General features: G+C 71.3%; 25 protein-coding genes. 10 read left to right on the plus strand and 15 right to left on the minus strand.

Annotated elements, in window-relative coordinates:
- The first annotated feature begins 61 nt into the window (after positions 1-61).
- Together folP and N0B31_RS01890 are read left to right on the plus strand one after the other, a co-directional pair.
- Entirely contained in the window at positions 62-2,548 is a 2,487-nt protein-coding gene (gene folP, locus N0B31_RS01885) for a dihydropteroate synthase (RefSeq protein ID WP_260594094.1), read from the plus strand.
- A gap of 63 nt (positions 2,549-2,611) precedes the next feature.
- Entirely contained in the window at positions 2,612-3,769 is a 1,158-nt protein-coding gene (locus N0B31_RS01890) for an ATP-binding protein (protein WP_260594095.1), read from the plus strand.
- Here the strand turns inward: N0B31_RS01890 and N0B31_RS01895 are convergent.
- The 6 genes from N0B31_RS01895 to dapA are packed head-to-tail and all read right to left on the minus strand — an operon-like array spanning position 3,758 to position 9,550.
- Entirely contained in the window at positions 3,758-4,873 is a 1,116-nt protein-coding gene (locus N0B31_RS01895; RefSeq protein WP_260594096.1) for a M20 family metallopeptidase, read from the minus strand. The genes N0B31_RS01890 and N0B31_RS01895 overlap by 12 nt on opposite strands.
- Positions 4,873-5,745 carry a diaminopimelate epimerase gene (gene dapF, locus N0B31_RS01900; protein WP_260594097.1) on the minus strand — a complete coding sequence of 291 codons (873 nt, stop codon included), beginning with the start codon at positions 5,743-5,745 and terminating at the stop codon, positions 4,873-4,875. Before dapF ends, N0B31_RS01895 begins: the two co-directional genes overlap by 1 nt.
- Positions 5,739-7,043: a diaminopimelate decarboxylase gene (gene lysA / locus N0B31_RS01905; RefSeq protein WP_260594098.1), complete on the minus strand. Its 1,305-nt coding sequence runs from the start codon at positions 7,041-7,043 to the stop codon at positions 5,739-5,741. Before lysA ends, dapF begins: the two co-directional genes overlap by 7 nt.
- 6 nt (positions 7,044-7,049) lie before the next feature.
- The gene (locus N0B31_RS01910) at positions 7,050-7,883 is read right to left on the minus strand and encodes a 2,3,4,5-tetrahydropyridine-2,6-dicarboxylate N-succinyltransferase (RefSeq protein ID WP_260594099.1); all 834 of its coding nucleotides are present in this window, start codon (positions 7,881-7,883) and stop codon (positions 7,050-7,052) included.
- A gap of 4 nt (positions 7,884-7,887) precedes the next feature.
- The gene (gene dapB, locus N0B31_RS01915) at positions 7,888-8,637 is read right to left on the minus strand and encodes a 4-hydroxy-tetrahydrodipicolinate reductase (protein WP_260594100.1); all 750 of its coding nucleotides are present in this window, start codon (positions 8,635-8,637) and stop codon (positions 7,888-7,890) included.
- A 1-nt stretch (position 8,638) separates the two neighbouring features.
- Positions 8,639-9,550, minus strand: coding sequence for a 4-hydroxy-tetrahydrodipicolinate synthase (gene dapA, locus N0B31_RS01920; RefSeq protein ID WP_260594101.1), 912 nt, complete (start codon positions 9,548-9,550; stop codon positions 8,639-8,641).
- Positions 9,551-9,896: 346 nt separating this feature from the next.
- Here dapA and N0B31_RS01925 point away from each other — a divergent pair, with 346 nt between their 5' ends.
- Together N0B31_RS01925 and N0B31_RS01930 are read left to right on the plus strand one after the other, a co-directional pair.
- Entirely contained in the window at positions 9,897-10,499 is a 603-nt protein-coding gene (locus N0B31_RS01925) for a DUF420 domain-containing protein (RefSeq protein WP_260594102.1), read from the plus strand.
- Between the two features lie 136 nt (positions 10,500-10,635).
- Positions 10,636-11,730, plus strand: a complete 1,095-nt coding sequence (locus N0B31_RS01930) for a S1C family serine protease (protein WP_260594103.1) — start codon at positions 10,636-10,638, stop codon at positions 11,728-11,730.
- 259 nt (positions 11,731-11,989) lie between these two features.
- On the opposite strand, the gene N0B31_RS01935 is transcribed toward N0B31_RS01930, so the two are convergent.
- The 6 genes from N0B31_RS01935 to N0B31_RS01960 form a co-directional block, all read right to left on the minus strand.
- Positions 11,990-12,361, minus strand: coding sequence for a DUF7964 domain-containing protein (locus N0B31_RS01935; RefSeq protein WP_260594104.1), 372 nt, complete (start codon positions 12,359-12,361; stop codon positions 11,990-11,992).
- 59 nt (positions 12,362-12,420) lie between these two features.
- Complete coding sequence (locus N0B31_RS01940; protein WP_260594105.1) at positions 12,421-13,191, minus strand: ABC transporter permease; 771 nt, start codon at positions 13,189-13,191, stop codon at positions 12,421-12,423.
- Positions 13,188-14,150 carry an ABC transporter ATP-binding protein gene (locus tag N0B31_RS01945; RefSeq protein WP_260594106.1) on the minus strand — a complete coding sequence of 321 codons (963 nt, stop codon included), beginning with the start codon at positions 14,148-14,150 and terminating at the stop codon, positions 13,188-13,190. The genes N0B31_RS01940 and N0B31_RS01945 overlap by 4 nt, the downstream gene beginning before the upstream one ends.
- A gap of 46 nt (positions 14,151-14,196) precedes the next feature.
- The gene (locus N0B31_RS01950; RefSeq protein WP_260594107.1) at positions 14,197-15,240 is read right to left on the minus strand and encodes a DUF5787 family protein; all 1,044 of its coding nucleotides are present in this window, start codon (positions 15,238-15,240) and stop codon (positions 14,197-14,199) included.
- Between the two features lie 156 nt (positions 15,241-15,396).
- Positions 15,397-15,882, minus strand: coding sequence for a bis(5'-nucleosyl)-tetraphosphatase (locus tag N0B31_RS01955; RefSeq protein WP_260594108.1), 486 nt, complete (start codon positions 15,880-15,882; stop codon positions 15,397-15,399).
- A 91-nt stretch (positions 15,883-15,973) separates the two neighbouring features.
- The gene (locus N0B31_RS01960; RefSeq protein ID WP_260594109.1) at positions 15,974-17,284 is read right to left on the minus strand and encodes an MFS transporter; all 1,311 of its coding nucleotides are present in this window, start codon (positions 17,282-17,284) and stop codon (positions 15,974-15,976) included.
- A 124-nt stretch (positions 17,285-17,408) separates the two neighbouring features.
- Here N0B31_RS01960 and N0B31_RS01965 point away from each other — a divergent pair, with 124 nt between their 5' ends.
- The 5 genes from N0B31_RS01965 (at position 17,409) to N0B31_RS01985 (ending at position 20,052) form a co-directional block, all read left to right on the plus strand.
- Positions 17,409-17,924, plus strand: a complete 516-nt coding sequence (locus tag N0B31_RS01965; protein ID WP_260594110.1) for a PUA domain-containing protein — start codon at positions 17,409-17,411, stop codon at positions 17,922-17,924.
- Positions 17,925-18,200: 276 nt separating this feature from the next.
- Complete coding sequence (locus tag N0B31_RS01970; RefSeq protein WP_260594111.1) at positions 18,201-18,608, plus strand: nascent polypeptide-associated complex protein; 408 nt, start codon at positions 18,201-18,203, stop codon at positions 18,606-18,608.
- Between the two features lie 47 nt (positions 18,609-18,655).
- Positions 18,656-19,390: a methyltransferase domain-containing protein gene (locus tag N0B31_RS01975; RefSeq protein ID WP_260644038.1), complete on the plus strand. Its 735-nt coding sequence runs from the start codon at positions 18,656-18,658 to the stop codon at positions 19,388-19,390.
- 69 nt (positions 19,391-19,459) lie between these two features.
- On the plus strand, positions 19,460-19,681 hold the full coding sequence (locus N0B31_RS01980) for a hypothetical protein (protein ID WP_260594112.1): 222 nt from the start codon (positions 19,460-19,462) through the stop codon (positions 19,679-19,681).
- A gap of 5 nt (positions 19,682-19,686) precedes the next feature.
- Positions 19,687-20,052, plus strand: coding sequence for a hypothetical protein (locus N0B31_RS01985; RefSeq protein ID WP_260594113.1), 366 nt, complete (start codon positions 19,687-19,689; stop codon positions 20,050-20,052).
- Here the strand turns inward: N0B31_RS01985 and N0B31_RS01990 are convergent.
- The 3 genes from N0B31_RS01990 to purH form a co-directional block, all read right to left on the minus strand.
- Complete coding sequence (locus tag N0B31_RS01990) at positions 20,049-20,630, minus strand: DUF6517 family protein (protein ID WP_260594114.1); 582 nt, start codon at positions 20,628-20,630, stop codon at positions 20,049-20,051. The genes N0B31_RS01985 and N0B31_RS01990 overlap by 4 nt on opposite strands.
- A 49-nt stretch (positions 20,631-20,679) precedes the next feature.
- Positions 20,680-21,129 carry a response regulator gene (locus N0B31_RS01995; RefSeq protein ID WP_260594115.1) on the minus strand — a complete coding sequence of 150 codons (450 nt, stop codon included), beginning with the start codon at positions 21,127-21,129 and terminating at the stop codon, positions 20,680-20,682.
- Between the two features lie 169 nt (positions 21,130-21,298).
- Entirely contained in the window at positions 21,299-22,873 is a 1,575-nt protein-coding gene (gene purH, locus N0B31_RS02000; RefSeq protein WP_260594116.1) for a bifunctional phosphoribosylaminoimidazolecarboxamide formyltransferase/IMP cyclohydrolase, read from the minus strand.
- Positions 22,874-23,019: 146 nt separating this feature from the next.
- On the opposite strand from purH, the gene purB reads away from it, so the two are divergent.
- Positions 23,020-24,405 carry an adenylosuccinate lyase gene (gene purB / locus N0B31_RS02005; RefSeq protein WP_260594117.1) on the plus strand — a complete coding sequence of 462 codons (1,386 nt, stop codon included), beginning with the start codon at positions 23,020-23,022 and terminating at the stop codon, positions 24,403-24,405.
- Positions 24,406-24,407 lie beyond the last annotated feature (2 nt).

Consider the following 24,407-nt stretch of genomic DNA (forward strand, 5'->3'; position numbering starts at 1 on the left):
CGCTTCACTCGTCGTCTCCCACTCCGACAACCTAAAGCGCACACCACCACACCCCGGCACCATGGAGTATCACGAGGCGGCGAACTACCTTTTCGACCTCCGACGGTACTCCCCGAAGACGGGTGTGGAGTCGACCCGCGAACTCCTCGCCGCCCTCGGGGACCCGCACGAGGCCTTGACGGTCGTCCAGGTCGCCGGCTCGAACGGGAAGGGGAGCACCGCCCGCATGGTCGAGCGCGTGCTCCGCGAGGCCGGCCTCGACGTCGGCCTCTACACCTCGCCCCACCTCGACGACATCCGCGAACGGGTCCGGGTCGACGGGCGGAAGGTCACGAAACGGGCCGTCGCCGAGTTCGTCGAGGCCGCCCGCGACCACGTCGACGCCCGCGCGGCCGAGAACGCCTCTCCCACCTTCTTCGAGACCGTCACCGCGCTCGCGCTCTGGGAGTTCGCCCGACAGGACGTGGACGTCGCCGTCCTCGAGGTCGGCATCGGCGGGAGACACGACGCCACCTCGGTCTGCGACCCGGTCGCCGCCAGCGCCGTCACGAGCGTCACGCTCGAACACGCGGACGTGCTCGGCGACACCGTCGAGGCCATCGCCCACGACAAGGCCCATGTCTACGGCGAGCGCCCGCTCGTCACCGCCACGGAGGGCTCCGTGCTCGACGTGGTCCGGGCCGTCGCCGCCGACGTGGTGACCGTGGGCGACGCGGACGCCGACCCGGACGTGACCGTCAGCTACGAGGGCCGGGCGGGACTGGAGGGGGCGGTCACCATCGACGGCCCGGCGTTCCGCGTCGAGACGCACCTCCCCCTGCTGGGGACGCACCAGGCGACGAACGCGGGTGTCGCGGCCGTCCTCGCTCGACAGGCCGGGGAGGCCGTCGGCGTCGACGTGACCGAGGCTGCCCTCGCCCGCGGTCTGCGCAACGCCCACTGGCCCGGCCGGTTCGAGGTGATGGACCGGGACCCGCTCACGATCCTGGACGGGGCACACAACCCCGGTGGCCTCGAACGGGTCGCGGAGACGCTCGCTGAGTTCGACTACGACGAGTTGCACCTCGTCTTCGGCGCGATGGCCGACAAGGACCACCCCGGCATGGTCGCGGCGCTCCCGACGCCCGACCACGTCTACACCTGCCGGGCGGACACCGGACGCGCGGAGTCGCCCGAGGCGCTCGCCGAGGCGTTCGAGGTCGGCGGTGCGGGCGCGGTCCCGGACGGCCGCGAGGGCGACGCCCAGCCCGAGGTCCACGCCGGCGGCAACGTCACCGCGGCCCTCGACGACGCGCTGGCGGCGGCCGGTCCCGACGACGCCGTCCTCGTCACGGGGTCGCTCTACGTCGTCGCCGAGGCACGCCGCCGCTGGTCGCGGGTGCAGGTGCCCAAACGGGCGCCGGACGTCGAGACGGCCCGGGAGGTCCTCGAGTCGGCCGACGTCTCGGCGCCAGGCGTCCACCGGATGCGCGCGAAGGGCGTCCACCGCACGCTCCACGTCCGGGTCCAGCCACGGCAGGCCGAGTACCTGAAACAGGAGTTGCTCTCGCTCGGCGGCGAGTGTGCGACGAGCGCCGTCACCGACCGCGAGGAACTCCGCGACGCCGTGCTGATGGGGACGCTCGCGCAGTTCAAGCGTCTCGTCGGGAAACTGGAGGGCCAACCCTACGGCCTCGAACGACTGGGCGAGGAGATACGCCGCTCGCTCGGTATCCAGTACCGACCCGAGCGGGCGGGCTACCCGTGGGACGGCGACCGGACCGCCGTGATGGGTATCCTCAACGTCACGCCGGACTCCTTCCACGACGGGGGCGAGTACAACACGACGGATCTGGCGCGCGAGCGTGCCGAACGGATGGTCGAGGCGGGCGTCGACATCCTCGACGTGGGCGGTGAGTCGACACGCCCCGGTGCCGAGGTGGTGCCCGTCGAGGAGGAGATCGCCCGCGTCGTCCCCGTCGTCGAGGCCATCGCGGACCTCGACGCCCTCGTCTCGGTCGACACCCGGAAGGCCGCCGTCGCGGCGGCGGCGCTCGACGCTGGGGCGGACATCCTGAACGACGTCTCCGGGCTGGAGGACCCCGAGATGCGACTGCTCGCGGCCGACCGCGACGTGCCGGTCGTCGTGATGCACTCCATCGACGCGCCCGTCGATCCGAGCGTCGAGGTGGACTACGACGACGTGGTAGCCGACACCATCGACGCGCTCGTGGAGCGCGTCCTGCTCGCGGAGAAGGCGGGGCTGGACCGCTCGCAGATTCTGGTCGACCCCGGTCTGGGTTTCGGCAAGCGCGCCGCCGAGAGCTTCGAGCTGCTGGACCGACTCGACGAGTTCGCCGCCCTCGGCTGCCCGGTGCTGGTGGGCCACTCCCACAAGTCGATGTTCGACCTCGTGGGTGCCGACCCGGAGGACCGACTGTCGGCCACGGTCGCGGCGACGGCACTCGCCGCCGAACGCGGGGCCGACGTGGTCCGGGTCCACGACGTGCCCGAGAACGTCTCTGCCGTGCGCGTGGTGCAGGCGGCCCGAGACCCGGACTCGGTCTGACCGCTCACGGCCCGAACTGGGGCCGCCAGAAGGCACTTACTCGCCCCCTGCCTCCCCCCGACAATGAGCGACGTCCCCGAGACCCTGTCCGTCACCGAGGACGACTCGTTCGCGTTCCCGGTGACGGACGTGCTGACGGGACGGGGGTTCGTCACGGGGAAGTCCGGGTCGGGGAAGTCGAACACCGCGAGCGTCCTTGCGGAGGAACTGCTGGCGGCCGGCCTCCCGCTGCTCGTGGTAGACGTCGACGGCGAGTACTACGGGCTGAAAGCGCAGTACGAACTGCTCCACGTGGGGGCGGACGAGCGGTGTGACATCCGAGTCGGGCCGGAACACGCCGACCGACTCGCCGCGCTCGCCCTCGAGGAGCACGTCCCCGTCGTCCTCGACGTATCAGGCTTCGTAGAGGAGTCCGCGGGCCGCGAGGTGGTCGCCAGCGTCGTCCGGTCGCTGTTCGCCCGGGCGCAGACCGCTCGGACGCCCTTCCTCCTCCTCGTGGAGGAGATACACGAGTTCGTCCCCGAGGGGCGGGGGCTGGACCCGGCGGGCCAGATACTGGTTCGGGTCGCCAAGCGCGGGCGCAAGCGTGGTCTCGGTCTCGTCGGCCTCTCCCAGCGCCCCGCCGCCGTCGACAAGGAGTTCATCACGCAGTGTGACTGGCTCTGCTTCCACCGGTTGACGTGGCAGAACGACACGAAGGTGGTCGGCTCGGTCCTCGGGAGCGAGTACGCGAAGGAGGTGGAGACGCTGGCCGACGGCGAGGCGCTGGTCCGGGCGGACTGGGCCGACGCAGTCCAGCGGGTCCAGTTCCGCCGCAAGCGCACGTTCGACGCGGGCGCGACGCCGGACCTCGGCGAGGTCTCGCGTCCCGAGTTCCGGTCGGTGGACGAGGCGCTGGTGGCGGAACTCCGCGGTGTCGACGGCGAGACGAGCGACGCGGCCGACACGGACTCCGCGGAGGTCGAACGCCTCCGCGAGCAGGTGGCCGAGCGCGACGCCCGCATCGAGGAACTGGAGCGTCGCCTCCGGGAACTCGACGGGGACGCGACCCCGCGCGACCGAGGTCCGGCACGGCAGGAGGACGACCCGGTGTGGGAGGCCGGCCAGCTCGTGAGTCACGCGGTGGGCTCGGCGTGGCGCGGCCTCACGCGACCGTTCAGACGTCGTGGAGAAGAACAGGCGGCCGACCCACCGGAGGACCCTGACGCCTCAGCCGAGTAGCGCGTCCAGCGCCTCCCGGACCGCCTCGGCCGCCGCTCGGACCGCCGGGAGGTGGACGTACTCCCGCTCGGCGTGCGCGACCGCCCCCTCGTCGTCCGCGAGGACGCCCGGTCCGAAGACGACGGTCGGCGCGTCGGCCGCGAAGTAGGAGGCCTCCGTCGCGGCAGAGAACGGGCGTGTCGGCGCGTCGGCCGCCTCGCAGAGTGTCCGGACGAGCGGTGCGTCCGCGTCGGTCGCGAACGCTTCGAGGAACGGCGTCGGCCGGTCGGTCAGCCCGAAGGAGACGGTCACGTCCTCCGGGACCGCCGAGCGCAGGTGGTCGGTCAGCGCCTCGCGGAAGCCGGCTGCCGTCTCGGGTGGCACCGAGCGCCGGTCGAGCGTGAGTCGGCACGCCGCCGGGACCTGATTCGTGGCTTCGCCTCCCTCCACGAGCGTCGGGGTGAGCGTCGGGCCGCCGAGCGACTCGTGGACGCCGGGTCCGTGTTCCTCGTCGAACGTCCGGACCGCGCCGAGGACGGCTTCGAGCGCGGCCACCGCGTTCGTCCCGGAGTCCGGTTCGGCCGCGTGGGCGGCGACGCCACCGAGCGTCACGGTCCCCTGGAAGCGGCCCTTCGCGGCCGTGCAGACGTCGGACCCGGTCGGCTCGCCCACGACGTAGCCGTCGGCGCGGAGGGGTTCGTCGTCGCTCCCCTCACTCCCGAACGCGAGGTGGGCTGCCCCCGTCGACAGCACCTCCTCGTCGGGCGTCACCGCGAGCGTCACCCGGCCGTCACCGGGGTCGCAGGCGAGGAACGCCGCCACCAGCGCGGCGAGCGGCCCCTTCGCGTCGCACGCGCCACGCCCGCGGACCGTCTCGCCGTCGCGTTCGTAGGGGACGTGCGGCGGCACGGTGTCGATGTGCGTGTTCAGGACGAGATGCGTGTCCGGGTCGCTCGAGCCCCGTGCGGCGCGGACGTTGCCGGCGTCGTCGACTCGCGGGTCGACGCCGTGCTCGCGCAGGGTGTCGCACAACAGGTCGCGCATCTCGCTCACGTCCTCGTGCGAGGCGGTGCGAACCGCCCGCTCGTGGAACGCTTCGAGGTCGAATCCGGCGCTGGCGGCCATCAGTCGCCGGAGGCGTCGACGGGTTCGGGGTCGGTCTCGACGGTCGGTACCTCGGCCGCGAACTCGAAGACGACCGGCCCCTCGAGGTAGCTGTTCCCCTCCTCGACGGTGACGCGCAGGTCGCCGCCGGGCGGCGAGACGGTCACCGTCGCCCCGGCCTCGATGCGGCCGAGCCGGTGCGCCACGGCCGCCACCGCGACGGCGCCGGTCCCACAGGAGCGCGTCTCGCCCTCGACGCCACGTTCGAAGGTGCGCTGTCGGAACCCCCCCTCGGGCGTGGGCGACGCGAGCGTGACGTTCGCGCCGTCGGGGAACACGTCGGCGTGGCGGACCGGCGGCGCGACCGACTCGAGGTCGACCGCGTCCACTTCCTCCACGAACGCGACGGCGTGCGGGACCCCGGTGTTCACGGCGGTGACGGTCAGCCCCTCGACCGTCTCCTCGACGAGTGGCTCGTCGCGGTCGACCGGGACGCCCTCCGGGTCGAAGACCGGCGCACCCATCTCGATCGTGACGTCGTCGCCGTCGACGTCCGCGTGTCGCGTCCCGGACGGGGTGTCTATCATCACCTCGTCGGCCCCGGTGCGTTCGGCGGCCCACTTGGCCGCACAGCGCGCGCCGTTCCCGCACATCCCCGCGACGGAGCCGTCCGGCTGGACGAGCGTCATCACGATGCGGGGTGGGTTGTACGCCGGCTCGAGCGCGAGGAAGAGGACGCCGTCGGCGCCCCGTCGCTCGCTGGCCGGGTGGTCGATGCCGTGTTCGCGGTCACAGAGTTCGACGGCGAACGCCCGTCGGTTCGGGACGTCCTCGTCGGCGTCTACGACCACGAAGTCGTTGCCGGTGCCGTGGTACTTCTCTACGTCTACCATTGGTTCGTTCCCCCGTCCGCGTCACGCTCACCGTCGACGGCGCTCCCGTCGGAGTCGCCCGCCGAGCGCTCGAGCGCAGTCAGGTTGGACAGCCGTTCACGCTCCACGGATAAAGACACGAGGGTCCCGTCAAGAGATACTACGGCGGGTCGCGGCCGGGAGTTGTACGTGCTCGCCATCTCGTAGCCGTACGCACCGGCGTTGCCGATGGCAAGCAGGTCGCCGCGTGTCGGGTCCGGGAGCGTCCGGTCGCGTCCGAGCACGTCCGCCGTCTCACAGACCGGCCCCGATAGCTCGCAGGAGACGGGGTCCTTCCGAGGCAGGTCGGGTTCCAGCGACCGCACCGCGTGGTACGCGTCGTACATCGCCGGGCGGAGCAGGGTGGTCATCCCGGCGTCGATGCCGACGACGGTCGTCTCGGGCGTCGGCTTCACCGTATTCACCGTCGTGAGCAGGACACCCGCGTCGGCGACGAAGTAGCGTCCCGGTTCGATGGCGAGGCGGGCGTCCGTCTCGCCGATGGCCTCCCGGGTGGCCGCCGCGACCCGAGTGAGGTCCAGCGGTTCCTCTGACTCGCGGTACGGGACACCGAACCCGCCACCGACGGCGACGAACTCGGGGTCGAGGTCGGCTATCTCGCGGGTCAACTCCCCCATCCGGGCGACCAGTTCCCGGTGCGCGGAGAGGTCCTCGCCGGAGATACCGGACCCGGCGTGCGCGTGGACCCCGACGAGGTCGAACCCCCGGTCGGCGGCCTTCCGGCAGAGGTCCGCGGCGCGGTCGTACGGTACCCCGAACTTCGGTTCCGCCCCGGTCGACACCTTCGCGTGGTGGCCCGCGCCGACGCCCGGGTTCACCCGGACACAGAGTGGCCCGTCGAACCCCCGCTCGGCCACCCGGTCCAGCGTGTCGCGCGCGCCGACCGTGATGGTCAGCTCGTCCACGCCGTCGAGCGCGCAGACGTGGTCGAGGTCCACGTCGGGCGGGTTCACGGCGGTGTACCGGATTCGCTCCGGCGGGAACCCCGCGTCCAGCGAGCGCTGGACCTCGCCCGCCGAGGCACACTCGGCGGCGATACCGGCGCGCTCGAGCGCCGAGAGCACCGCGTGGGTGGTGTTCGCCTTCACCGCGTACGCGATGTCGGCGTCGGGGAACGCCTCGCGGAGCCGGACGGCGTTCTCGCGGACCCGTCCTACGTCCTGCACGTACAGCGGGGTGCCGTACTCGTCCGCTATGTCGCGGAGCGGCTCGGGTTCCCAGTCGGACAGTCGCCGGACGGCGGGGTTCTCGTCGGCCATCTGGACTCAGTTCGAGCGCAGCGCGTCCTCGCGCTCGGTGGCTTCGAGCGTCGTCTCCTCGATGTCCGTGGCGACGACGGCGGGCTTATACGCGCCCCCCTCGAACAGCTCGTGGTCGCTGACGCTCGACTCCACGTAGCGGACGAACGCGCGGCGCTCGGGCGGCAGGTGGCCGTAGACGACCTCCTCCTCCACGAGGTCGTACACCGGGATCCGCGGGGTGAGCAGCGTGTTCTCGCCGACGACCGAGTTCTCGCCGACGACGAACCCCGAGGTGACGCGACAGCCGGCGCCGAGCGAGACGCCGTCCTCGACGACGACGGGCGCGCCCTCGACCGGCTCCAGGACGCCACCGATGAGCGTGTTCGCGCCGAGCTTCACGTCCTCACCGATCTGTGCACAGGAGCCGACGGTGTCACACGAGTCGACGAGCGTGCCGTCGCCGACGTAGGCACCGACGTTGACGAACGCGGGCGACATCATGATGGCGTCGCCGCCGACGTACGCGCCCCGGCGGATGACCGTGCCGTCGGGCGTGTTGCGACTGCCGCGCCCGGGCAGGTCGCTCGTGTCGCGAAGCGGCAGGACGTCGTGGTAGTCGACGCCGCCGTAGGTGTGCGTCTCGATGTCGCGCAGGCCGAAGTTGAGCAGGATGCCCTGCTTGACCCACGCGTTGGCCTCCCACGACCCGTCGCGCTTCTCGGCCGCCCGGACCTCGCCGGCCTCGAGCGCGGTCAGGAACGCCTCCAGCGTGTCGTAGTCGTCGGCCGTCGCGTCGGCCGCCGTCAGCCCGTCGTCGTAGCGGTTCCACAGGTCCTCGATGTCGGATTGCAGTGTCATTGTCTCAGATCAGGTCCTCGAACGCGTACAGTCCCGCCTCCCGCCCGGCCAGCCACTCGGCGGCGTCGAGCGCCCCCGCGGCGAAGACGCCACGCGACTCGGCCCGGTGGGTCAGCGTCAGTACCTCCTCGTTGCCCGCGAGCAGCACCTCGTGTTCGCCCTTGATGCCGCCGGCCCGGCGGACGTGGACGCCCACCTCGCCGTCCTCGCGTGGGTCGACCCCCTCGCGGCCGTACTTCCGGTCCAGTTCGTCGCCACGGGCGTCGTCTATCCCGTCGAGGATGGAGAGCGCGGTGCCACTCGGCGCGTCGCGCTTGCCGTTGTGGTGGGTCTCGGTCACCTCCACGTCGTAGCCCGGCAGGGCGGCGACGGCCTCGCGGACCGCACCGAGCAGGGCCTGGATGCCGCGGGCGAAGTTCGACGCCCGGAGGACCGGCACCTGCTCGGCCGCCTCCTCGATGGACGCCTCGCCGGCCCCGTCGTAGCCCGTCGTGCCGATGACGACTGGGACGCCGGCGTCGGCGGCCGTCTCGACGTAGCCGAGACTCGCCTCCGGGAGGGTGAAGTCCACGAGCACGTCGCCCGGTTCGAGGTGGTCCGCGAGGTCCGCACCGGAGATGGCGTCGTCGTCGCTCTCGCTCACCGCCAGCACGTCGTGTCCGCGCTCCTCGCACGCCGCGAGCAGTTCCTCGCCCATCCGGCCGGTGGCGCCGGTGACGACCACGCGGTCCGGTCCGAGTTCGGCCCCGGGCATCTCAGGCTTCGGCCTCGGGCGCCTCGAGGTCCGCGAGGACGCCACGCAGGTACGCGAGGTCCTCCTCGCCGAGTCGGTTCAGCGGCGAGCGCATCCGGCCGTTGTGGTAAGCGCGGATCTCGCAGGCCTCCTTGACCGGGATGGGGTTGGTCCTGACGAACAGCGCGCGGAACAGCTCACCCAGTTCGTAGTGGAGTTCGCGAGCGCGGTCCATCTCGTCGTTCAGCAGGGCGTTCACCATCACGCTGGTGCGCGAGGGCTCGACGTTGGCCGCGACGGAGATGGTGCCGACGCCGCCCGTCGCCATCACTGGCAGGGTCATCGCGTCGTCACCGGAGAGGACGCCGAAGTTCTCGTGGCGGGTCCGCTCGATGACCTCGCAGATGCGGTTCATGTCGCCCGAGGCGGCCTTGTAGCCGACCACGTTCTCGTGGCTGGCGAGGTTCACGGCCGTCTCGACGGCGATGTTGCGCCCGGTCCGGCCGGGGACGTTGTAGATGATCTGTGGGAGGTCGACGGCGTCCGCGATGGCGCGGAAGTGGGCCTCCATCCCCTCGGGTTCGGGGATGTTGTAGTACGGCGAGATGAGGAGCAGGCCGTCGGCGCCGGCGTCGGCCGCCCGCTGGGCGAGGTCGAGCGCCTCGCGGGTGTTGTTCGACCCCGCGCCCGCCACGACGGGGGCGTCGTAGTCCGAGAGCGCGTCGACCGTGGCCTCGATGACCTCGACGTGCTCGTCGTGGGTCATCGTCGCGCTCTCGCCGGTGGTGCCGACGGGGACGACCCCGTCGACGCCCCCCTCGACCAGTCGTCGGGCGTTCTCGCGGAGTGTCTCGAAGTCGATGCTCAGGTGTTCGTCGTCGTGGAACGGCGTGGTCATCGCCGGGTAGGTTCCACGGAATACGTCGTGTGTCATTGTCGGGTGTGGGTGTGGTGTGGTGTTGGGCCGTGTGTTGGTGTCCGTATCTGCCGCTACTCGGGTGGTCCAGTGGTAGCCCGTGACGGGTGCGCTACGCCCGCCGCGAACCGGTGGCTACCGTTTCGGTTTGGGTTTCGAGAAGGCGCGACCACACCCGTCGCTGCCGACGGCTGCCGACGAGCGACGGGGTGTGGCGTCCCGCATACCCGACCCGTCGAACCTGCAGGATTTATTCGTTTCGTCATCGACGCGGGCGGGTTCGCCCGCGCCGAGACCCCCCTCGACCCGCCGACGGCGTGGCCGGAAGCGAACGCTACATACCTCCGTCGGCCGAAAGAGCGGTATGGCAACTGCTGACGCCGGCCCCGGCGCGTTCGCGAGGGCGTATCCGCGGGCAGTCGTCGCGCTCCTGACCGTCGTCGGCTACACGCTCGTCATCGGGACGCTCTACGTCGGCCTCCCCATCTACCCCACCATCTCGCTGGGGACGGTGAACCTGCTGGCCGACGCCATCGCCGTCGTGAACACCGTCACCGTCGGCTGCCTGCTCGCAGGCTACTACTACATCCGCCAGGGCGACGTGCGGCGCCACCGGGCGTTCATGCTGACCGCGTTCGGGCTCATCCTCGTCTTCCTCGTCATGTACCTGCTGAAGACGGGCGGTGGCGGCCGCAAGGAGTTCGTCGGCCCGGAGACGGCGGCGCTGTTCTACTTCGTGATGCTCGCCATCCACATCGTGCTCTCGGCGCTCTCCGTGCCGCTCGTGCTCTACAACGTGGTCGTGGGGGTGACCCACTCCACCGAAGAGATCCGCCAGACGGCCCACGCGAAGGTTGGGCGCGTCTCCGTCGCGGTCTGGAGCGTCTCGCTCACGCTCGGCGTGTTGGCGTACCTCCTGCTCAACCACGTCTACACGTACGAGTTCGTCCGCGTGACCGGATTCTGAGCCCCGCGACCGCCCGACTGTCGCGTGTCGACACGGGGCGCTCGACTCATATACTCGTCCTCGCTTACCTCCGGTAAGTCCGGTGGGTGCTGGCGGCGTCGACGGTGTCGAACCCCCGGCGACGCCGGACGACTCCATGAGTACGGAACACCCCTACGAACGGCTGTACCGCGAGACCATCCCCTCCGTGGTCTCCGTCTACGTCACGCCCGACGACCGGAGCCAGTGGGGTGGCTCCGGGTCGGGGTTCGTCTACGACGAGACCCACCTGGTGACGAACGAACACGTGGTCGGCGACGCCGACGAGGTCGACCTGCGTTTCAGCGAGGGCGACTGGCGCGTCGGGCGCGTCGTCGGCACCGACCCCTACACCGACCTCGCCGTCCTCGCCGTCGAGGGGCTGCCCGACTACGCGAGGCCCCTCCCGCTCGCGGACGCGAACCCCGCACCCGGCGTCCCCGTGGCGGCGCTCGGGAACCCGATGGGGCTGGATGGCTCCATCTCGGCCGGCATCGTCAGCGGTGCCTCCCGCTCGATGCCGACGGGCAACGGGTTCACGATGCCCGACACCGTCCAGACCGACGCTCCCATCAACCCCGGGAACTCCGGCGGCCCCCTCGTGACCACCGACGGCGCGGTGGTCGGCGTCAACCGTGCGAAGACCGGTGACAACATCGGGTTCGCCGTCTCCGCCGAGGTGGTCCGTCGGGTCGTCCCCGACCTGATCGCCGAGGGGCGCGTGGCCCACTCCTACCTCCGGGTGCGCACCCTCGACGTCTCGCCCACCGTCGCCGAGGCGAACGGCCTCGGGGAGACGGGTGGCGTCCTCGTCGTCGAGGTGTCGCGCGGCCCCGCGAGCGGCCTCCTCCGTGGCTGTCGGGACACGCGTCGGGTCCGGGGCCGGGACGTGCCCGTCGGTGGTGACGTCATCACCGCCATCGACGGCGCACCGGTGGACTCGCACGAGGCGCTGATGCGCCACCTGCTCGTCGAGACCCGCCCCGGCGAGTCGGTGACGGTCGACCTCGTCCGGAACGGGCGCGAGCGGACCGAGACGGTGACGCTGGCCGAACGGCCGGCCGCCCCGAAGCGGCGCGAGCGGCGGCGCTGGGGCCGCCGACAGGCTCCGGGTCCACGTCCCCCGCGGCCACCCCGTGACGGACGAGAGCGCCACGAGCGAGAGCGGGAAGGTCACGACGGTGATGGGGGCCACGACATCCCGGTGAACTGAGTCACGCCGGGGTCGTCGGCTCCCGTCCACTTCCGGCCGGATGAGGGGTTACCTGTATTTTCGTGTAACGTACCAGTATGCGACACCACCTCCGTCCCGCGGGCGTCGCCATCGGCCTCGCCGCACTCACGGTCGTCGTACTCCGCGTCGCGGCACCCGCCCTCCCCACGAGCGGGTCGGCCACGCTGCTCGGTGGTGCGGGCGTGGCGGCACTGCTGACGCTCCTCCTGCTCGGCGCCTGGACTCGCGTGGCGGACGCTCACTCCGCCTGCGACCGTTCGCGAACGTGGTCGACGAGCGCCGTCGCGCCGTCGGGTTCGGCCCATCGCTGCCCCGTCTCCTCAGTCCACACCCGGAGTCGTTCGCCGGCCGCCTCGACCTGGTCGCGAACCGCGTCACCGACCGCCTCGCTGGTCACGCGGTTCCACCCCGTCTCGAAGTCGTAGCCGACGCCGACGACGCGGCCGTCCTCGCCCGGTGTCACCAGCACCGCGACGGGGACCAGTTTCCGGTCGCTCCCCTCGAGGTCGAAGACGGCACCGGGGAGCACCGCACGGAACCGACCGCTCTCGTTCAGTTCCTGCAGTTCGGCGAGTTCGAACGGACGCTTCGGGAGCGACGACAGTTCCATACGGGCGCTCGCTGCCGACGGGACAAACCCCTGCCGGTCACGCGGCCGACCGCCCCACCTCAGTCCGTCCGCGGGAGCGCCACCGACCCCACGGCGAAGAACGCCACCGCGAGCACCCCCAGCGCCGCGAGGTTCCCGACCGGACCGAGCCCGAACGGGTCCGGCGGCGCCCCCGCGTAGGTCACCGCTCGCACGCCACGGGCGAAGTAGGTGAGCGGCGAGAGCCAGAGCGGGAGCCACTCCGGCAGGAGCCCCGGCGAGACGAACGTCTCCGAGAGGAACAACAGCGGCAGCGCGATACCGTTGGACGCGGCGATGACGCCGTCCTGCGAGTCCGCGAGGCTGCCGATGACGGCGCCGAACCCACAGAACAGCGCCACGCCGAGCAGGACGAAGGGGACGACGAGCACCGTCGCGGCGGACACCGCGATGTCGGCCCCCGTCACGCCCACGACCAGCCCGAAGATGAGCACCGCGGCGAGACCGATGATGCCGACGTTCACGAGCGTCTGGGCGAACAGCCACTCGGCCCGCGAGAGCGGCGTGGTCGCCAGTTTCTCGAAACGCGCACCCTCTCGGTGGCGCGCCACCTCGCTCCCCACGCGCGAGAGCGGGGTGAACAGCACCACGACGGCGAGGTAGCCGGGGACGTAGTACGCCGCGGGTTCGGCGAACACGCCCCCGCCGGTCGGCTGGGTCTGGACCAGCGCGCCGAAGATGAGGATGATGATGACCGGGAAGAAGAACGTGAAGAACACCGCCGTCCGGCGGCGGAGGAAGGCCCTCGACGCCGCGACGGTCTCCGAGCGGATGCGCCCTGCGCGGCTCATCGGGCACCTCCGTCGGCGACGGCACGCTCCTCGACCTCGTCGCCGCCACGCTCGACGGCGGTCCCGCCCGCGCCCACGGCCCGTCCGGTCAGCGAGAGGTAGACGTCCTCGAGGTCCGGCTGGCGCCACGCGAGCGCGCCGTACTCGACACCGGCCGCGTCCAGCGTCTCGGCGACGGCACTCACCTCGCGGGCCTCGATCCCCTCGACGGCGAGGTCACGCTCGGGTGCGAGCCGGTAGCCGGCGTCCTCGAGCGCCGCGGTGGCGGTGGGGTCGCTCGACTCCACGTCGAGGAACGAGTCGCCGCCGTACTCGGCGACGAGTTCGGCAGGGGTCCCCTCGGCGACGAGGCGGCCGTCGGCCAGCAGGCCGACCCGGTCGCAGAGGTGCTCGGCCTCGGCCATGTAGTGCGTGGTGAGGAGGACGGTCGTCCCCTCGCTGGCGAGTCGCTCGACGAGCGCCCAGAGCGACCGGCGACCGGTCGGGTCGATACCGGTCGTGGGCTCGTCCAGCAACAGGAGGTCCGGGTCGTTCACGAGTGCCGTCGCCACACAGGTCCGGCGCTTCTGCCCGCCCGAGAGGTTCTCGTACCACGTGTCGTCGTCGTCGACGAGCCCCACGTCCGCGAGGACGGCGTCGGTCTCACGGGCGTGGTCGTAGAGACCGCCGTAGTAGTCGACGAGTTCGCGCGCGGTGAGTCGCTCGGCGGGCGAGAACTCCTGTGGGAGCAGGCCGATCCGCTCGGGGTCGACCTCGCGCGGGGCCGTGCCGAAGACGGAGACGCGCCCCTCGGCGTCGGTGGTCCCGGTCAGCGCCCGGACGAGCGTGGTCTTTCCCGCCCCGTTCGGGCCGATGAGGCCGTACACCGCCCCCTCGGCGACCGTCAGCGAGACGCCGTCGAGTGCCACGGTGTCGCCGTAGACCCGGCGGACGTCCTCGGCGACGATGGCGTCGGTCATGTCGTGGAGTGCGTGGGTGGCCAGTAAGGTGGTTGTGATTCGCCGGTCACTCGCGCCGGCGCTGCCGCTGCCTGTCGAGCAACGCCTTCACCCCCTTCCCCGGCCCGCCCTCGATGGGCCAGCCCCGCGTCCGCCACGCCGGCGGTTCCGGCGAGAAGTCGGGACACGACCCCGAACACTCCCGGTCGGTCGGGTGACAGCCCTTCGCCGCACACCACGGGAGCGGGCCGACAGGGTCGCGCAACTCGAAGTGCCGACAGTCAGGGCGCATCGTGTCGACGTACGAGCGCCAGCCACGCTCGTAAGCCCGCTCGGCGATACCGAGGCGCTTCTCGCGTTTCCACTCGGGGTCGGCGTACTCGAACCGAGCCGCCGACTGGTCGTGCGCTCCGCCGTCGGGGCGTTCGAGGATGCGGGTGCCGGGGGCCGCGCTGTCGAGGGAGTTCGGGTGCCACGCCACCTCGGGTGCCCGGCCCTCGTCGGGACCGGGGAACGCGAGGATGCCAACCTCGACCGGGAGGCGTTCGAGGAGTGCGGGCTCGACGGAACGCCCGGTCGTCCGCGCCGCGACCCACACCTCGTCGGCGAGCGAGAGCGCCACGTCCCGTTCGAGCTGGTCGCCGAGGACCCGTGCCGCCGAGGCGTCGAGGTCCGGCTTGTTCTCGATGGCGACCACGCGACGGACCCACTCGGGGTAGCGCCACTTCCGCCGGAGTTCGATGCGCCGGCCGTCCTTCCGCTCCTCCACGACACCACGCGCGGCGGCGTCGTGGACCGCCTCGCGGACGTAGCGCCACGGGTAGCCGGGGTCCGGGAGCGCGTCGCGGTAGTACGTCCACTCGCGCGGGGCGTGCTGGACGACGTGCCTGAGGTCCGAGTTCAGGCGCTCGGTGCCGAACAGGGACCGGCGCTCGAGGCCGGCGGGGTCACACTCGAGGACGATGGTGTCCCAGCGTCGGCGCTTGACGCCCAGCTGACGGGCGACGAGGACCCGGCTGTCGGGGCGCCGGGGCTCCCAGTGCTGCTCGGCCCAGCGACACACCCGGAGCTCGAAGGTGAACTCCGGTTCGGGGTCGGGCGCGCCGCTCACGGGTGAGCGTGGCGCTCGTGGGTGGTGAACCCTCGGGTTGGCGGACAGGCAGGGCCACCACCCGGGTCGGACCCCTGCGCTACCGCTCACCCCGACCCGGCGACCGTTCAGGGCACGGGGTGGCTGGTGCGCTCTCCGGGATGAACCTTCGCCGGCTCACTCCTCGTCGTCGACCGTCTCGGCCTCGGGTTCGTCGTCCTCGTCGTCCTCGTCGTCCTCCTCGGCCAGCACCTCGTCGAGGAAGACGTGCGCGTCGCGCAGGATGTCGCGGGGACCGTCCTGTGTGATGGTGTTGATGGCCTGCTCGTAGTCGCGCCACTGCAGGTCGCGGTGCTCCTTGGAGAGTTCGGCGCTCGCCTCGAACGATTTGGCGATGAACAGGTGGACCGTCTTGTGGATGGTCTTCCCGTTCGCCTCGAACACGTAGTCGTAGTCCTCGCGGAAGCCGTCGATGAGCCGGAAGTCGTTGATCCCGGCCTCCTCTTTCACCTCGCGTATGGCGGTCTGTTGGAGTTCCTCCTCGCCCTCGATGCCGCCCTTCGGGAACTCCCAGTCCCCGGGGCGACTCTTGAGCAGCAGGTACTCCCGCCGGCCACGCGTGTCGCGAAAGAGGATGGCTCCCGCGCTCGTGGCCTCTATCATGTCTTGCCGATACCCAACCGTGGTTTAAATGGGTGTCGGAGAAGCGAGACACAGAGCGACCGTCCGGCGAGTGGACCGTCTCTCGGTTCGGTCAGTCCTGCGGCGCCGGGTCGCTGGCCGGGGCCGCTCCGGTGTCGATGGTCTCCTCCACCTGCGTGAACACCAGCACGAGCGCCACGACGCCGAGCCCCGCCCCGAACGCGAACGGGGTGACGAAGCCGAACGAGACGAGGAACCCGGACGCCAGCGGGCCGAGGGCCACGCCCAGCCCGAACGCCATCGTCAGCACCGACAGCTGGGTGCCAGACTGGCCCTTCCCGGCGAGGTCGCCCGCGAGGGCGAGTGCGGGCGCGAACACGCACGCCACGCCGACCCCCTGGAGGAAGCGCGCCCCGAGCATCAGCCACGGGTCGAGGACGATGCCCTGGAGGAACACCGACGGCACGAGTATCACGAACCCCGCGAGGAGGAACGGCCGGCGGCCGTACTCGTCGGAGAGCCGACCGATGGGGACCTGGAAGAACACGTTGGCGATGACGACCGCGGAGAACTGGAGGCCGAACAGCGTCGAGCCCTGACCGAGCCGGCTGTTGATGTCCGCCTGCAGGGTGGCGTAGAGCGCGATGGTGAGCGCCATGAACAGCGTCGCGACGCCGAGGACGAACACAGGGTCGAGACCGGAGCCGTCGCGGCTCCGGACGGCGATAGCGAGGTCGTCGCCCGCCTCGGCCTCCAGGTCCTCGGGGTCGGTCACGAGCAGGCTCACCAGCCCGAAACTCACGACGGCGCCGAGGACGGCGATGGAGAACGCCGCGTCGAACCCCGAGACCATCGTCCCGAGCACGTCGTAGGTGACGACCCGCTCGTTGCCGAACCCACCGGTGACGACGGCGCCGGCGACGATGGGTCCGAAGCCGAAGCCGATGAGCCGGAACGTGTTGAACACGCCGAAGTTGCCCCCGCGCTCCTGATTGGAGGTGGCGTAGTCGTTGACCAGCGCGACCGTGACTGGGACGGTCAGCGCCGCGCCGATGCCCTGGAACGCCCGGACGAGCAGTATGGCCCAGTACGAGGAGACGAACGGGTAGGCGGCGCTGGCGACGCCGAAGACGACCAGCCCGCTCAGGATGTACACCTTGCGCTTGCTGGTGCGGTCGGAGAGTCGGCCGGTGAACGGCTGGCCGAAGGAGTTGAGGAAGCCGAACAGCGAGAGGACGAGTCCGATGAGGAACTCCTCGGTCAGCACGAACCCGAGCAGTTCCCCGCCGACGATCCCCTCCAGCGTGATCTGCCCGCTCGCGATGTAGAGCGGCAGGACGATGATGAGGAAGGAGTTGCCCAGCGCGTCGGCCATCCGCGCCGTCGCCAACGCGAGGACACGGTTGTCTACGCCCAGAACCATCTGTCTCGAACGACGTGCGGCCGCCTGAAAGCCGTTTCCGTCCGACAGGCCGGAGCGCTCACCGACGGCGTTCACGGCGAGCGCGACACGAAATTGGTATGCGTCGGCCCACCCGACGACGGCCATGAGCACGGACGACGTCGACCGGCTGCGGACCGTCGCCGACTACCAGTTCGGCGTCGGTGCCGGCCGGGCACTGTTCGCCCCGCCGGTCACGGTCCGACACACCTCCTCCGGGCGCCCCGAACAGGTCCTCGTCGACGACGACGGCGTGGACGGCGAGCGACTCGTCTCCTACGGCGTCGACGGCCGGTTCACGCTGGGCGCCGAGGGGGGCCGCCGCCTCCACGCCGCGCTCCCCCGCGCCCCGCCCGCCTATCGCGTCTTCGTCGGCGACGACTCCGAGCCGTTCGTCCGCGAGGGGCGCAACGCCTTCGCCAAGTTCGTCGTCGAGGCCGACCCCGCGATACGGCCGGGCGACGAGGTGCTGGTGGTCCACGAGCGCGCCCGCGAGCGCGAGGGGACCGACGACGGGGACCTGCTTGCCGTCGGGCGGGCGGAACTGCCCGCGAGCGCGATGCTTGAGTTCGAGACGGGGATGGCGGTGAAGGTGCGCGAGGGTATCGACCGGTCCGACTGACACTCGTGACCGCGGTACTTTCACGTTTTGAAAATACTCTGGTGGGTCTATACGTCGCCGGCATCTAGGGTCTGATGGGGAGGGCGGGTCCGGGCGTGCCAGCCGGGACCGTCCGGGGGTGGGATGCACCCACGAGTCGCGGTCCGACGACGGCCCTTGGGGGGGCTGGACGGACACCACGCGGCTCGGCTTCACGTTCCCTGGCCCGAGTGACACGGCCCAGCGGCCTGTCCGAACCCCGCAGGGTTTTATTGGTCGGACACCGTCGTCTCGGGTATGTTCGGAGGAGGCGGCGGGCTCAACCCGCGCAAGATGAAGCAGATGATGCAGCAGATGGGTATCGACCTCGACGACATCGACGCGGAGGAGGTCATCATCCGCACGGCCGACGAGGAGCTCTATTTCGACGACGCGCAGGTCCAGCGGATGGACGCGCAGGGCCAGCAGACCTACCAGGTCGTCGGGTCCCCCGAGACTCGGCCCCGCTCGGACACCGGTGGCGCGGACGCCGCTGCGGACGCCGACGCGGCCGACGCAGCCGACGAGGAGGCGACCGGCGCGGACATCCCGCAGTCGGACGTCGAGATCGTCGCGGGCCGGACGGGCGCGAGCGAGGCCGAGGCTCGCGAGGCGCTCGTCGAGACGGACGGCGACCTCGCGGCCGCCGTCGAGCGACTGGAGTGAGCGACAGCGAGGGGCCGTCCGACGACCCCACGGAGCGACCGCGCCCCCTGCTGGCCGTCCACGAGGACCGCGAGTTCCTGCTCTCGCCCGGCGAGGAGAAGGGGACGGACCTCGGCGTGCTCGAGGTACCTGCGGACGCCGAACCGGGCGACGTCGTCGAGACCCACCTCGGCGAACCGTTCACCCTGCGCGCGCTCCGTGGCCCCGACCTGTTCGACCACATGGACCGCACGGGCGCGCCGATGATGCCACGGGACATCGGCCTCGTGATGGGGCACACGGGCGTCTCTCGGGACGACCGCGTCCTCGACGCCGGCACCGGGACGGGCGTCCTCTCGGTATACATGGGCCGTGCGGGCGCGTCGGTCACGACCTACGAGACGGACCCCGAGTTCGCGGAGGTGGCGCGCGAGAACGTGTCGATGGCCGGGGTGGCCGACCGCGTGGCGGTCCGGACCGGCGACCTGACCGAGCACCTCGACGAACTCGCGGCCGGCGAGGGATTCGACGTGCTCACGCTCGACACGCGCGACGCCCCCGAGGTGGTCGCGCGCGCACGGGACCTGCTGGTGCCGGGCGGCTACGTCGCCGTCTACACCCCGTTCGTCGAGGGGACGCGTGAGGCCGCCCTCGCCGCCCACGAGGCCGGCCTGCGGGAGGTCGAGACGCTGGAGACCATCCAGCGCCGGATGGACTTCGACGACCGCGGCTCCCGCCCGTCGACGGCCGGCGTCGGGCACACGGGGTACCTGACGTTCGCCCGGCGCGGGCCGCACGCGTAGCCGCGTGCCGACGGGGCTTCAGCCTCCTCTAACCGCGCCTATAAGTCCGTCCCACTCCACTTTTGACATATGAGCGAGTCCGAGTTCGACGACGAACCGGGTGAGGCGTTGACGTGGCCGGACCTGATGATGAGTCTCTACGACCGCCTGACCGGCCGCGGGGCGGAGATCACCTACGACTTCGACGACCTCTCCGTGGACGTCCCGGACCGCGCGGGCGCGGACCCGGAGCACGCCCACTGGCGCGTCGACGGCCGCGTCCGCATCACGACGCGCAAGCGCGACGAGTAACCACCGTGGCCGACCTCCTGCGGACGCTGACCGAGCGACTGGCCGAGGGCCGCGACCTCGACGTGGCTGCCGACCTCGACGTCGAACTCGACGGCGTCCCCCTCCACGTCGAGGCGTACACCGACCTCGTCGTGGTCACGCTCCCGTCGCTCTCGCTCGGCCGTCGACTCGTCGGCCACCACGGCGACCGGAGCGCCGACGTGGCCGCCCTCCTCGACGCCGCCGACCTGACAGCCGAGGTACGCGTCGGTCCCCGCCCCGTCGCCCGGCTCGGCGCCGACGTGACGCCGGGGCCGCTCGAACGTCGACTCGGGCTGGGGTCGATACGGCTCGTCCCCCGTGGACTCCTCCTCGCGGCGTTGCTCGACTAGCCGACCGACCGGATGAGTGCGAGCAACTCGTCGCGGTACGCCTCGGCCCCTGCCGGCGTCTCGCCGAGGACCGCTTCCAGCCCCGAGTCGGGGTAGGCCCCGCCCGCGAGGCGGAACCCGCCGTCTCGCCAGACCGCGAGGTAGCCACGGATACCGATCTCGCCTCCCTCGACCGGGTAGCGCGCACCGAACGGGGTGATGCGCGCCCGGCTGCCGTCGACGCGGTAGGACTGCGTGCTCCCCTTCTTCACGTCCTCGAACCCCCGGTCGCGCAGGTCGTCGGCGAACCGCCGTTTCGCCTCGCTCGTGACGCTCGGCTGTATCATCGGCCCGACGCCGGGCCCCAGCGGTGGCTCGAACGTCACGTCTGTCGCGAAGAAGAACCGCCAGACGTGGTCCGGCCCGCCCGCCTCGCGGATGGCCTCGCGCAACTCGGGGTCCTCGTACAGCCGGGTGTGTCCCTCGACGCGGGCCGTCGGGAGGCTGAACAGGGTCTCCGTCGTGTCCTCGGAGAGGGTCCAGCCACCCCGCTCCAATCGGTCGCGGGGTTCGCCCGCGCGACCGGCGTCGTCGCTCATACGTGCGGTAGGGCTGCCGGCTGTAAAGTAGTGTCCGCTGGCGGCCCGCTCACCGCTCGGCGCCGGCGACCGTCGGACCGGCGACGGACACCTCGACGGCCTCGCCCACGGCGTCTGCGAGTCGCTCGAACCCACGCTGCCCCCGCTTGCGGACGAACCACGTCCGGCCGGCCGACTCGAACGCCGTCGGCATCGCGTCCCGGTCGCGGCCCGTGAACATGACGAACGGGAGCGTCGGCGCGATCTGGCGGACCTGCTCGAACAGTGCGTCACCGTCCATCTCGGGCATCTCGTAGTCGGAGACGACGGCGTCGACCCCGCCCGCGTCGACGCGGGCTGGCACCGAGTCCGGGTTCGACACCGAGGCCACCACGAACCCCGCCTGCTGGAGCAGTTCGACGGTCAGGTCGCGCACCACCGGGTCGTCGTCGACGTGTAACACCGTCGGGCGCGCGGTCGGTCCCCCCTCGGCATCCCCTTGCGAGACACCCCCTACCATACTTGCCGCTTGACACGGGTGGTAATAAAAACTTCGTCAGACGCACGGCCGACAATAACTCGGCACCGGGCGCGACTGGCTCCGAAATCGCCGTTCGCGTGTTCGGGACTCCGGCCGGGGAGCGGCGAGCCTCCGTCGCCCGCTCGCCCGACGAGCGCCGGCCCTCCGCTCAGTCGTGCCGGAAGGCACGCTGCCCGGTGAACGCCATCGCCATCCCGTGCTCGTTCGCGGCCTCCACGACGTCCTCGTCGTTCACCGAGCCACCGGGCTGGACCACCGCGGTGATGCCGGCCTTCGCGGCCTCCTCGATGCCGTCCGGGAACGGGAAGAACGCGTCCGAGGCCATCACGGCCCCCTCGCTATCCTTGCCCTCGGCGTGCTCCTCGGCCTTCATCGCCGCGAGGCGGACCGCGTCGACGCGCGAGACCTGTCCCATCCCGACCCCGACCGTCTCGGTGCCGTCGGTGAACAGGATGGCGTTGGACTTCACGTGCTTGATCACCTTCCACGCGAACAGCATCGACTCGACCTCCTCGTCGGTGGGCTCGCGGTCGGTCACGAACTCGAGGTCGTCTGCCGTGACCGGCTGGAGGTCGCGCTCCTGTACGAGTCGCCCGCCGGTCAGCGGCTTCTCGACGAGGGGTTCGGAGCGCTCGGAGAGGTCGCCGACCCGGAGCACACGGAGGTTCTCCTTCTCGAACAGGACGTCGAGCGCGCTGTCGGTGTAGCCGGGCGCGACGACGACCTCCTTGAACGAGTCGGTGATCCGCTCGGCGGTGGCGGCGTCGCACTCGCGGTTGAGCGCGACGATGCCGCCGAACGCGCTCATCGGGTCCGTCGAGAGTGCGTGGTCGTACGCCTCGGCCAGCGAGTCGGCGGTGGCACAGCCGGCCGGGTTGGTGTGCTTGATGACCGCCGCGGCCGGATCGTCGAACTCCTTGATGAGGTCGAGCGCCCCGTCGGCGTCGTTGTAGTTGTTGTACGAGAGCCCCTTGGCACCCTCGTTCAGCTGGTCGGCGTGGACCACGCTCGCCTCGGTGCACGACGCGTCGGTGTAGAGCGCCGCGTCCTGGTGGGGGTTCTCGCCGTACCGCAGGGTCGCGCCGTGGTCGTTCGAGACGACGCGCCGGGCTGGGAACTCCCCGTCCGTGTCCCCCTCGACGTGGACCTCGCCGTCCTCGACGGTGACCCGGTCCTCCGCGAACCAGCGTACCGCCCGCGGGTACGCGGTGAACTCCCCCTCGTAGAGTACGCGCTCCTTGAGCGAGTCGGCGTCGTCACCCTCGAAGACCGGGATGGGTTCCTGCGTCACGATGGGGCCGCCGTCGACGGTCTCGTCGACGACGTGGACCGTACACCCGGAGAGGCGCACGCCCGACGCCAGCACCTGCTCGTGGGCGTCGTGCCCCGGGAAGGAGGGGAGCAGCGACGGGTGGACGTTGAGGATGGTGGGCATCGCGTCGAGGAACCCCTCGGTGAGGATGCGCATGTAGCCGTCCATCGTCACGAGGTCGAAGTCGTACTCGGCGAGGCGCGCTCGCACCCGCTCCTCGTGGTCCTCGCGGGACTCGTCGTCGCCGCGGACGACGACTTCGGTGGGGATGCCGCGCTCGGAGGCGGCTTCGAGGACGGGCGCGCCCTCCGTGTTCGAGAGCACCACCGAGAACTCCACGCCACCCGGCGCGCGGTCCGCGATGTGCATCAGGTTCCGGCCGCGGTTCGAGGCCATACCGGCGAGTTGCATGAGTGAGGGCGGGAACGGTCGGCGCAAAGTGGTTGCGATTGGCCGAGGTGGGCTGGGCCTGCCACCCCGGCAGGCGCCGGCGAACGTCCCCGCCGGCGTCGACCGGCTTCGACACCGATATGGGACGCCTCCGCCCACCGTCGCGCATGACCGACCGCGACGCCCTGCACGCCGTCTCGCCGCTGGACGGGCGCTACGCCCGCTACACCGAACCGCTCGTCCCCTACGCCAGCGAGGCGGGGCTGATGCGCGAGCGGGTCCACGTCGAGGTCGAGTACCTGCTGGCGCTCGCCGACCTGAAGGCCACCCCGTTCGAGTTCGACCGCGAGGAACGCGCGGCACTCCGCACGCTCTACGAGGCGTTCGACGCCGACGACGCGGCCGTCGTTAAGGCCTACGAGACGGAGGGGCACGCAGGCCGCGCGGCCACGAACCACGACGTGAAGGCCGTCGAGTACTTCCTCCGCGACGCGATGATGGGTGACCTCGAAGCGGACCGCCCGTGGGTCCACTTCGGGCTGACCAGTGAGGACGTGAACAACCTCGCCCAGCGCCTCCTGCTGAAGCCCGCCGTCACGGAGGTGCTGGTCCCGCGCGTCCGTCACGTCCGGGACGAACTCTCGAAGATGGCCCACGAGCACGCGGCGCTGCCGATGCTAGCGCACACGCACGGCCAGCCGGCCACCCCGACGACGTTCGGGAAGGAGATGGCCGTCTACGCCGCCCGCCTCGGCGACACGCTCGGTGAGGTCGAGCGTGCGGCCGAGCGCCTCTCGGGCAAGCTCGCCGGCGCCTCCGGGACGTTCGCCGCCCACCACGCCGCCTACCCGGCGGTGGACTGGCGGGCGTTCTCACGCTCGTTCGTCGCGTCGCTCGGGCTGGAGCACACGGCGCTGGCGACGCAGGTCAACCCGTGTGACGACCTCGCGGCTCTGTTCCGGGCGCTCCAGGGCGTCAACGGCGTGTTGCTCGACCTCGACCGGGATTGCTGGAGTTACGTCTCGATGGGCTACCTCGGGCAGGAGGCCGCGGCGAGCGAGACGGGGAGCTCGACCATGCCGCACAAGGTCAACCCCATCGACTTCGAGAACTCGGAGGGGAACTGCTCGAAGGCCAACGCCGACCTCGGGTTCCTCGCCGACTACGTCACCACCTCGCGCCTGCAGCGTGACCTCTCGGACTCGACAGTCAAGCGGAACGTCGGGAGCGCGCTCGCGCACTGTCTCGTCGCCTACCAGAAGACCACGAACGGGCTGGAGAAGGTCGTCCCCAGGCCGTCCGTGATGGCCGAGGACCTCGAGGCGAACCCGGAGGTCATCGGCGAGGCGGTCCAGACCATCCTCCGGCGCGAGGGCCACGCCGACGCCTACGAGCGGGTGAAGGCGCTCTCTCGCGGCCAGCGCGTCTCGCTCGCCGACTTCCGCGACCTGTTCGACGACCTCGACGTGGACGAGTCGACCCGCGAGGAGCTCCACGCGCTCACCCCGGCTGGCTACACCGGTATCGCCGCCGAACTGGTCGAGGAGCTCTAGCG

It is taken from the genome of Salinirubellus salinus, from assembly GCF_025231485.1.
Classification (GTDB): Archaea; Halobacteriota; Halobacteria; order Halobacteriales; family Haloarculaceae; genus Salinirubellus; species Salinirubellus salinus.

Excerpts from the sequence above, each read along its gene's own strand:
- dapF (WP_260594097.1), bottom strand. The coding sequence starts at position 5,745 with ATGGTAGACGTAGAGAAGTACCACGGCACCGGCAACGACTTCGTGGTC.
- N0B31_RS01895 (WP_260594096.1), bottom strand. The coding sequence starts at position 4,873 with ATGGCCGCCAGCGCCGGATTCGACCTCGAAGCGTTCCACGAGCGGGCG.
- dapA (WP_260594101.1), bottom strand. The coding sequence starts at position 9,550 with ATGACACACGACGTATTCCGTGGAACCTACCCGGCGATGACCACGCCG.
- purB (WP_260594117.1), top strand. The coding sequence starts at position 23,020 with ATGACCGACCGCGACGCCCTGCACGCCGTCTCGCCGCTGGACGGGCGC.
- dapB (WP_260594100.1), bottom strand. The coding sequence starts at position 8,637 with ATGCCCGGGGCCGAACTCGGACCGGACCGCGTGGTCGTCACCGGCGCC.
- N0B31_RS01940 (WP_260594105.1), bottom strand. The coding sequence starts at position 13,191 with ATGAGCCGCGCAGGGCGCATCCGCTCGGAGACCGTCGCGGCGTCGAGG.
- N0B31_RS01925 (WP_260594102.1), top strand. The coding sequence starts at position 9,897 with ATGGCAACTGCTGACGCCGGCCCCGGCGCGTTCGCGAGGGCGTATCCG.
- N0B31_RS01890 (WP_260594095.1), top strand. The coding sequence starts at position 2,612 with ATGAGCGACGTCCCCGAGACCCTGTCCGTCACCGAGGACGACTCGTTC.
- folP (WP_260594094.1), top strand. The coding sequence starts at position 62 with ATGGAGTATCACGAGGCGGCGAACTACCTTTTCGACCTCCGACGGTAC.
- N0B31_RS01910 (WP_260594099.1), bottom strand. The coding sequence starts at position 7,883 with ATGACACTGCAATCCGACATCGAGGACCTGTGGAACCGCTACGACGAC.
- N0B31_RS01980 (WP_260594112.1), top strand. The coding sequence starts at position 19,460 with ATGAGCGAGTCCGAGTTCGACGACGAACCGGGTGAGGCGTTGACGTGG.
- purH (WP_260594116.1), bottom strand. The coding sequence starts at position 22,873 with ATGCAACTCGCCGGTATGGCCTCGAACCGCGGCCGGAACCTGATGCAC.
- N0B31_RS01945 (WP_260594106.1), bottom strand. The coding sequence starts at position 14,150 with ATGACCGACGCCATCGTCGCCGAGGACGTCCGCCGGGTCTACGGCGAC.
- N0B31_RS01930 (WP_260594103.1), top strand. The coding sequence starts at position 10,636 with ATGAGTACGGAACACCCCTACGAACGGCTGTACCGCGAGACCATCCCC.
- N0B31_RS01955 (WP_260594108.1), bottom strand. The coding sequence starts at position 15,882 with ATGATAGAGGCCACGAGCGCGGGAGCCATCCTCTTTCGCGACACGCGT.
- lysA (WP_260594098.1), bottom strand. The coding sequence starts at position 7,043 with ATGGCCGACGAGAACCCCGCCGTCCGGCGACTGTCCGACTGGGAACCC.
- N0B31_RS01990 (WP_260594114.1), bottom strand. The coding sequence starts at position 20,630 with ATGAGCGACGACGCCGGTCGCGCGGGCGAACCCCGCGACCGATTGGAG.
- N0B31_RS01965 (WP_260594110.1), top strand. The coding sequence starts at position 17,409 with ATGAGCACGGACGACGTCGACCGGCTGCGGACCGTCGCCGACTACCAG.
- N0B31_RS01970 (WP_260594111.1), top strand. The coding sequence starts at position 18,201 with ATGTTCGGAGGAGGCGGCGGGCTCAACCCGCGCAAGATGAAGCAGATG.
- N0B31_RS01995 (WP_260594115.1), bottom strand. The coding sequence starts at position 21,129 with ATGGTAGGGGGTGTCTCGCAAGGGGATGCCGAGGGGGGACCGACCGCG.
- N0B31_RS01960 (WP_260594109.1), bottom strand. The coding sequence starts at position 17,284 with ATGGTTCTGGGCGTAGACAACCGTGTCCTCGCGTTGGCGACGGCGCGG.
- N0B31_RS01935 (WP_260594104.1), bottom strand. The coding sequence starts at position 12,361 with ATGGAACTGTCGTCGCTCCCGAAGCGTCCGTTCGAACTCGCCGAACTG.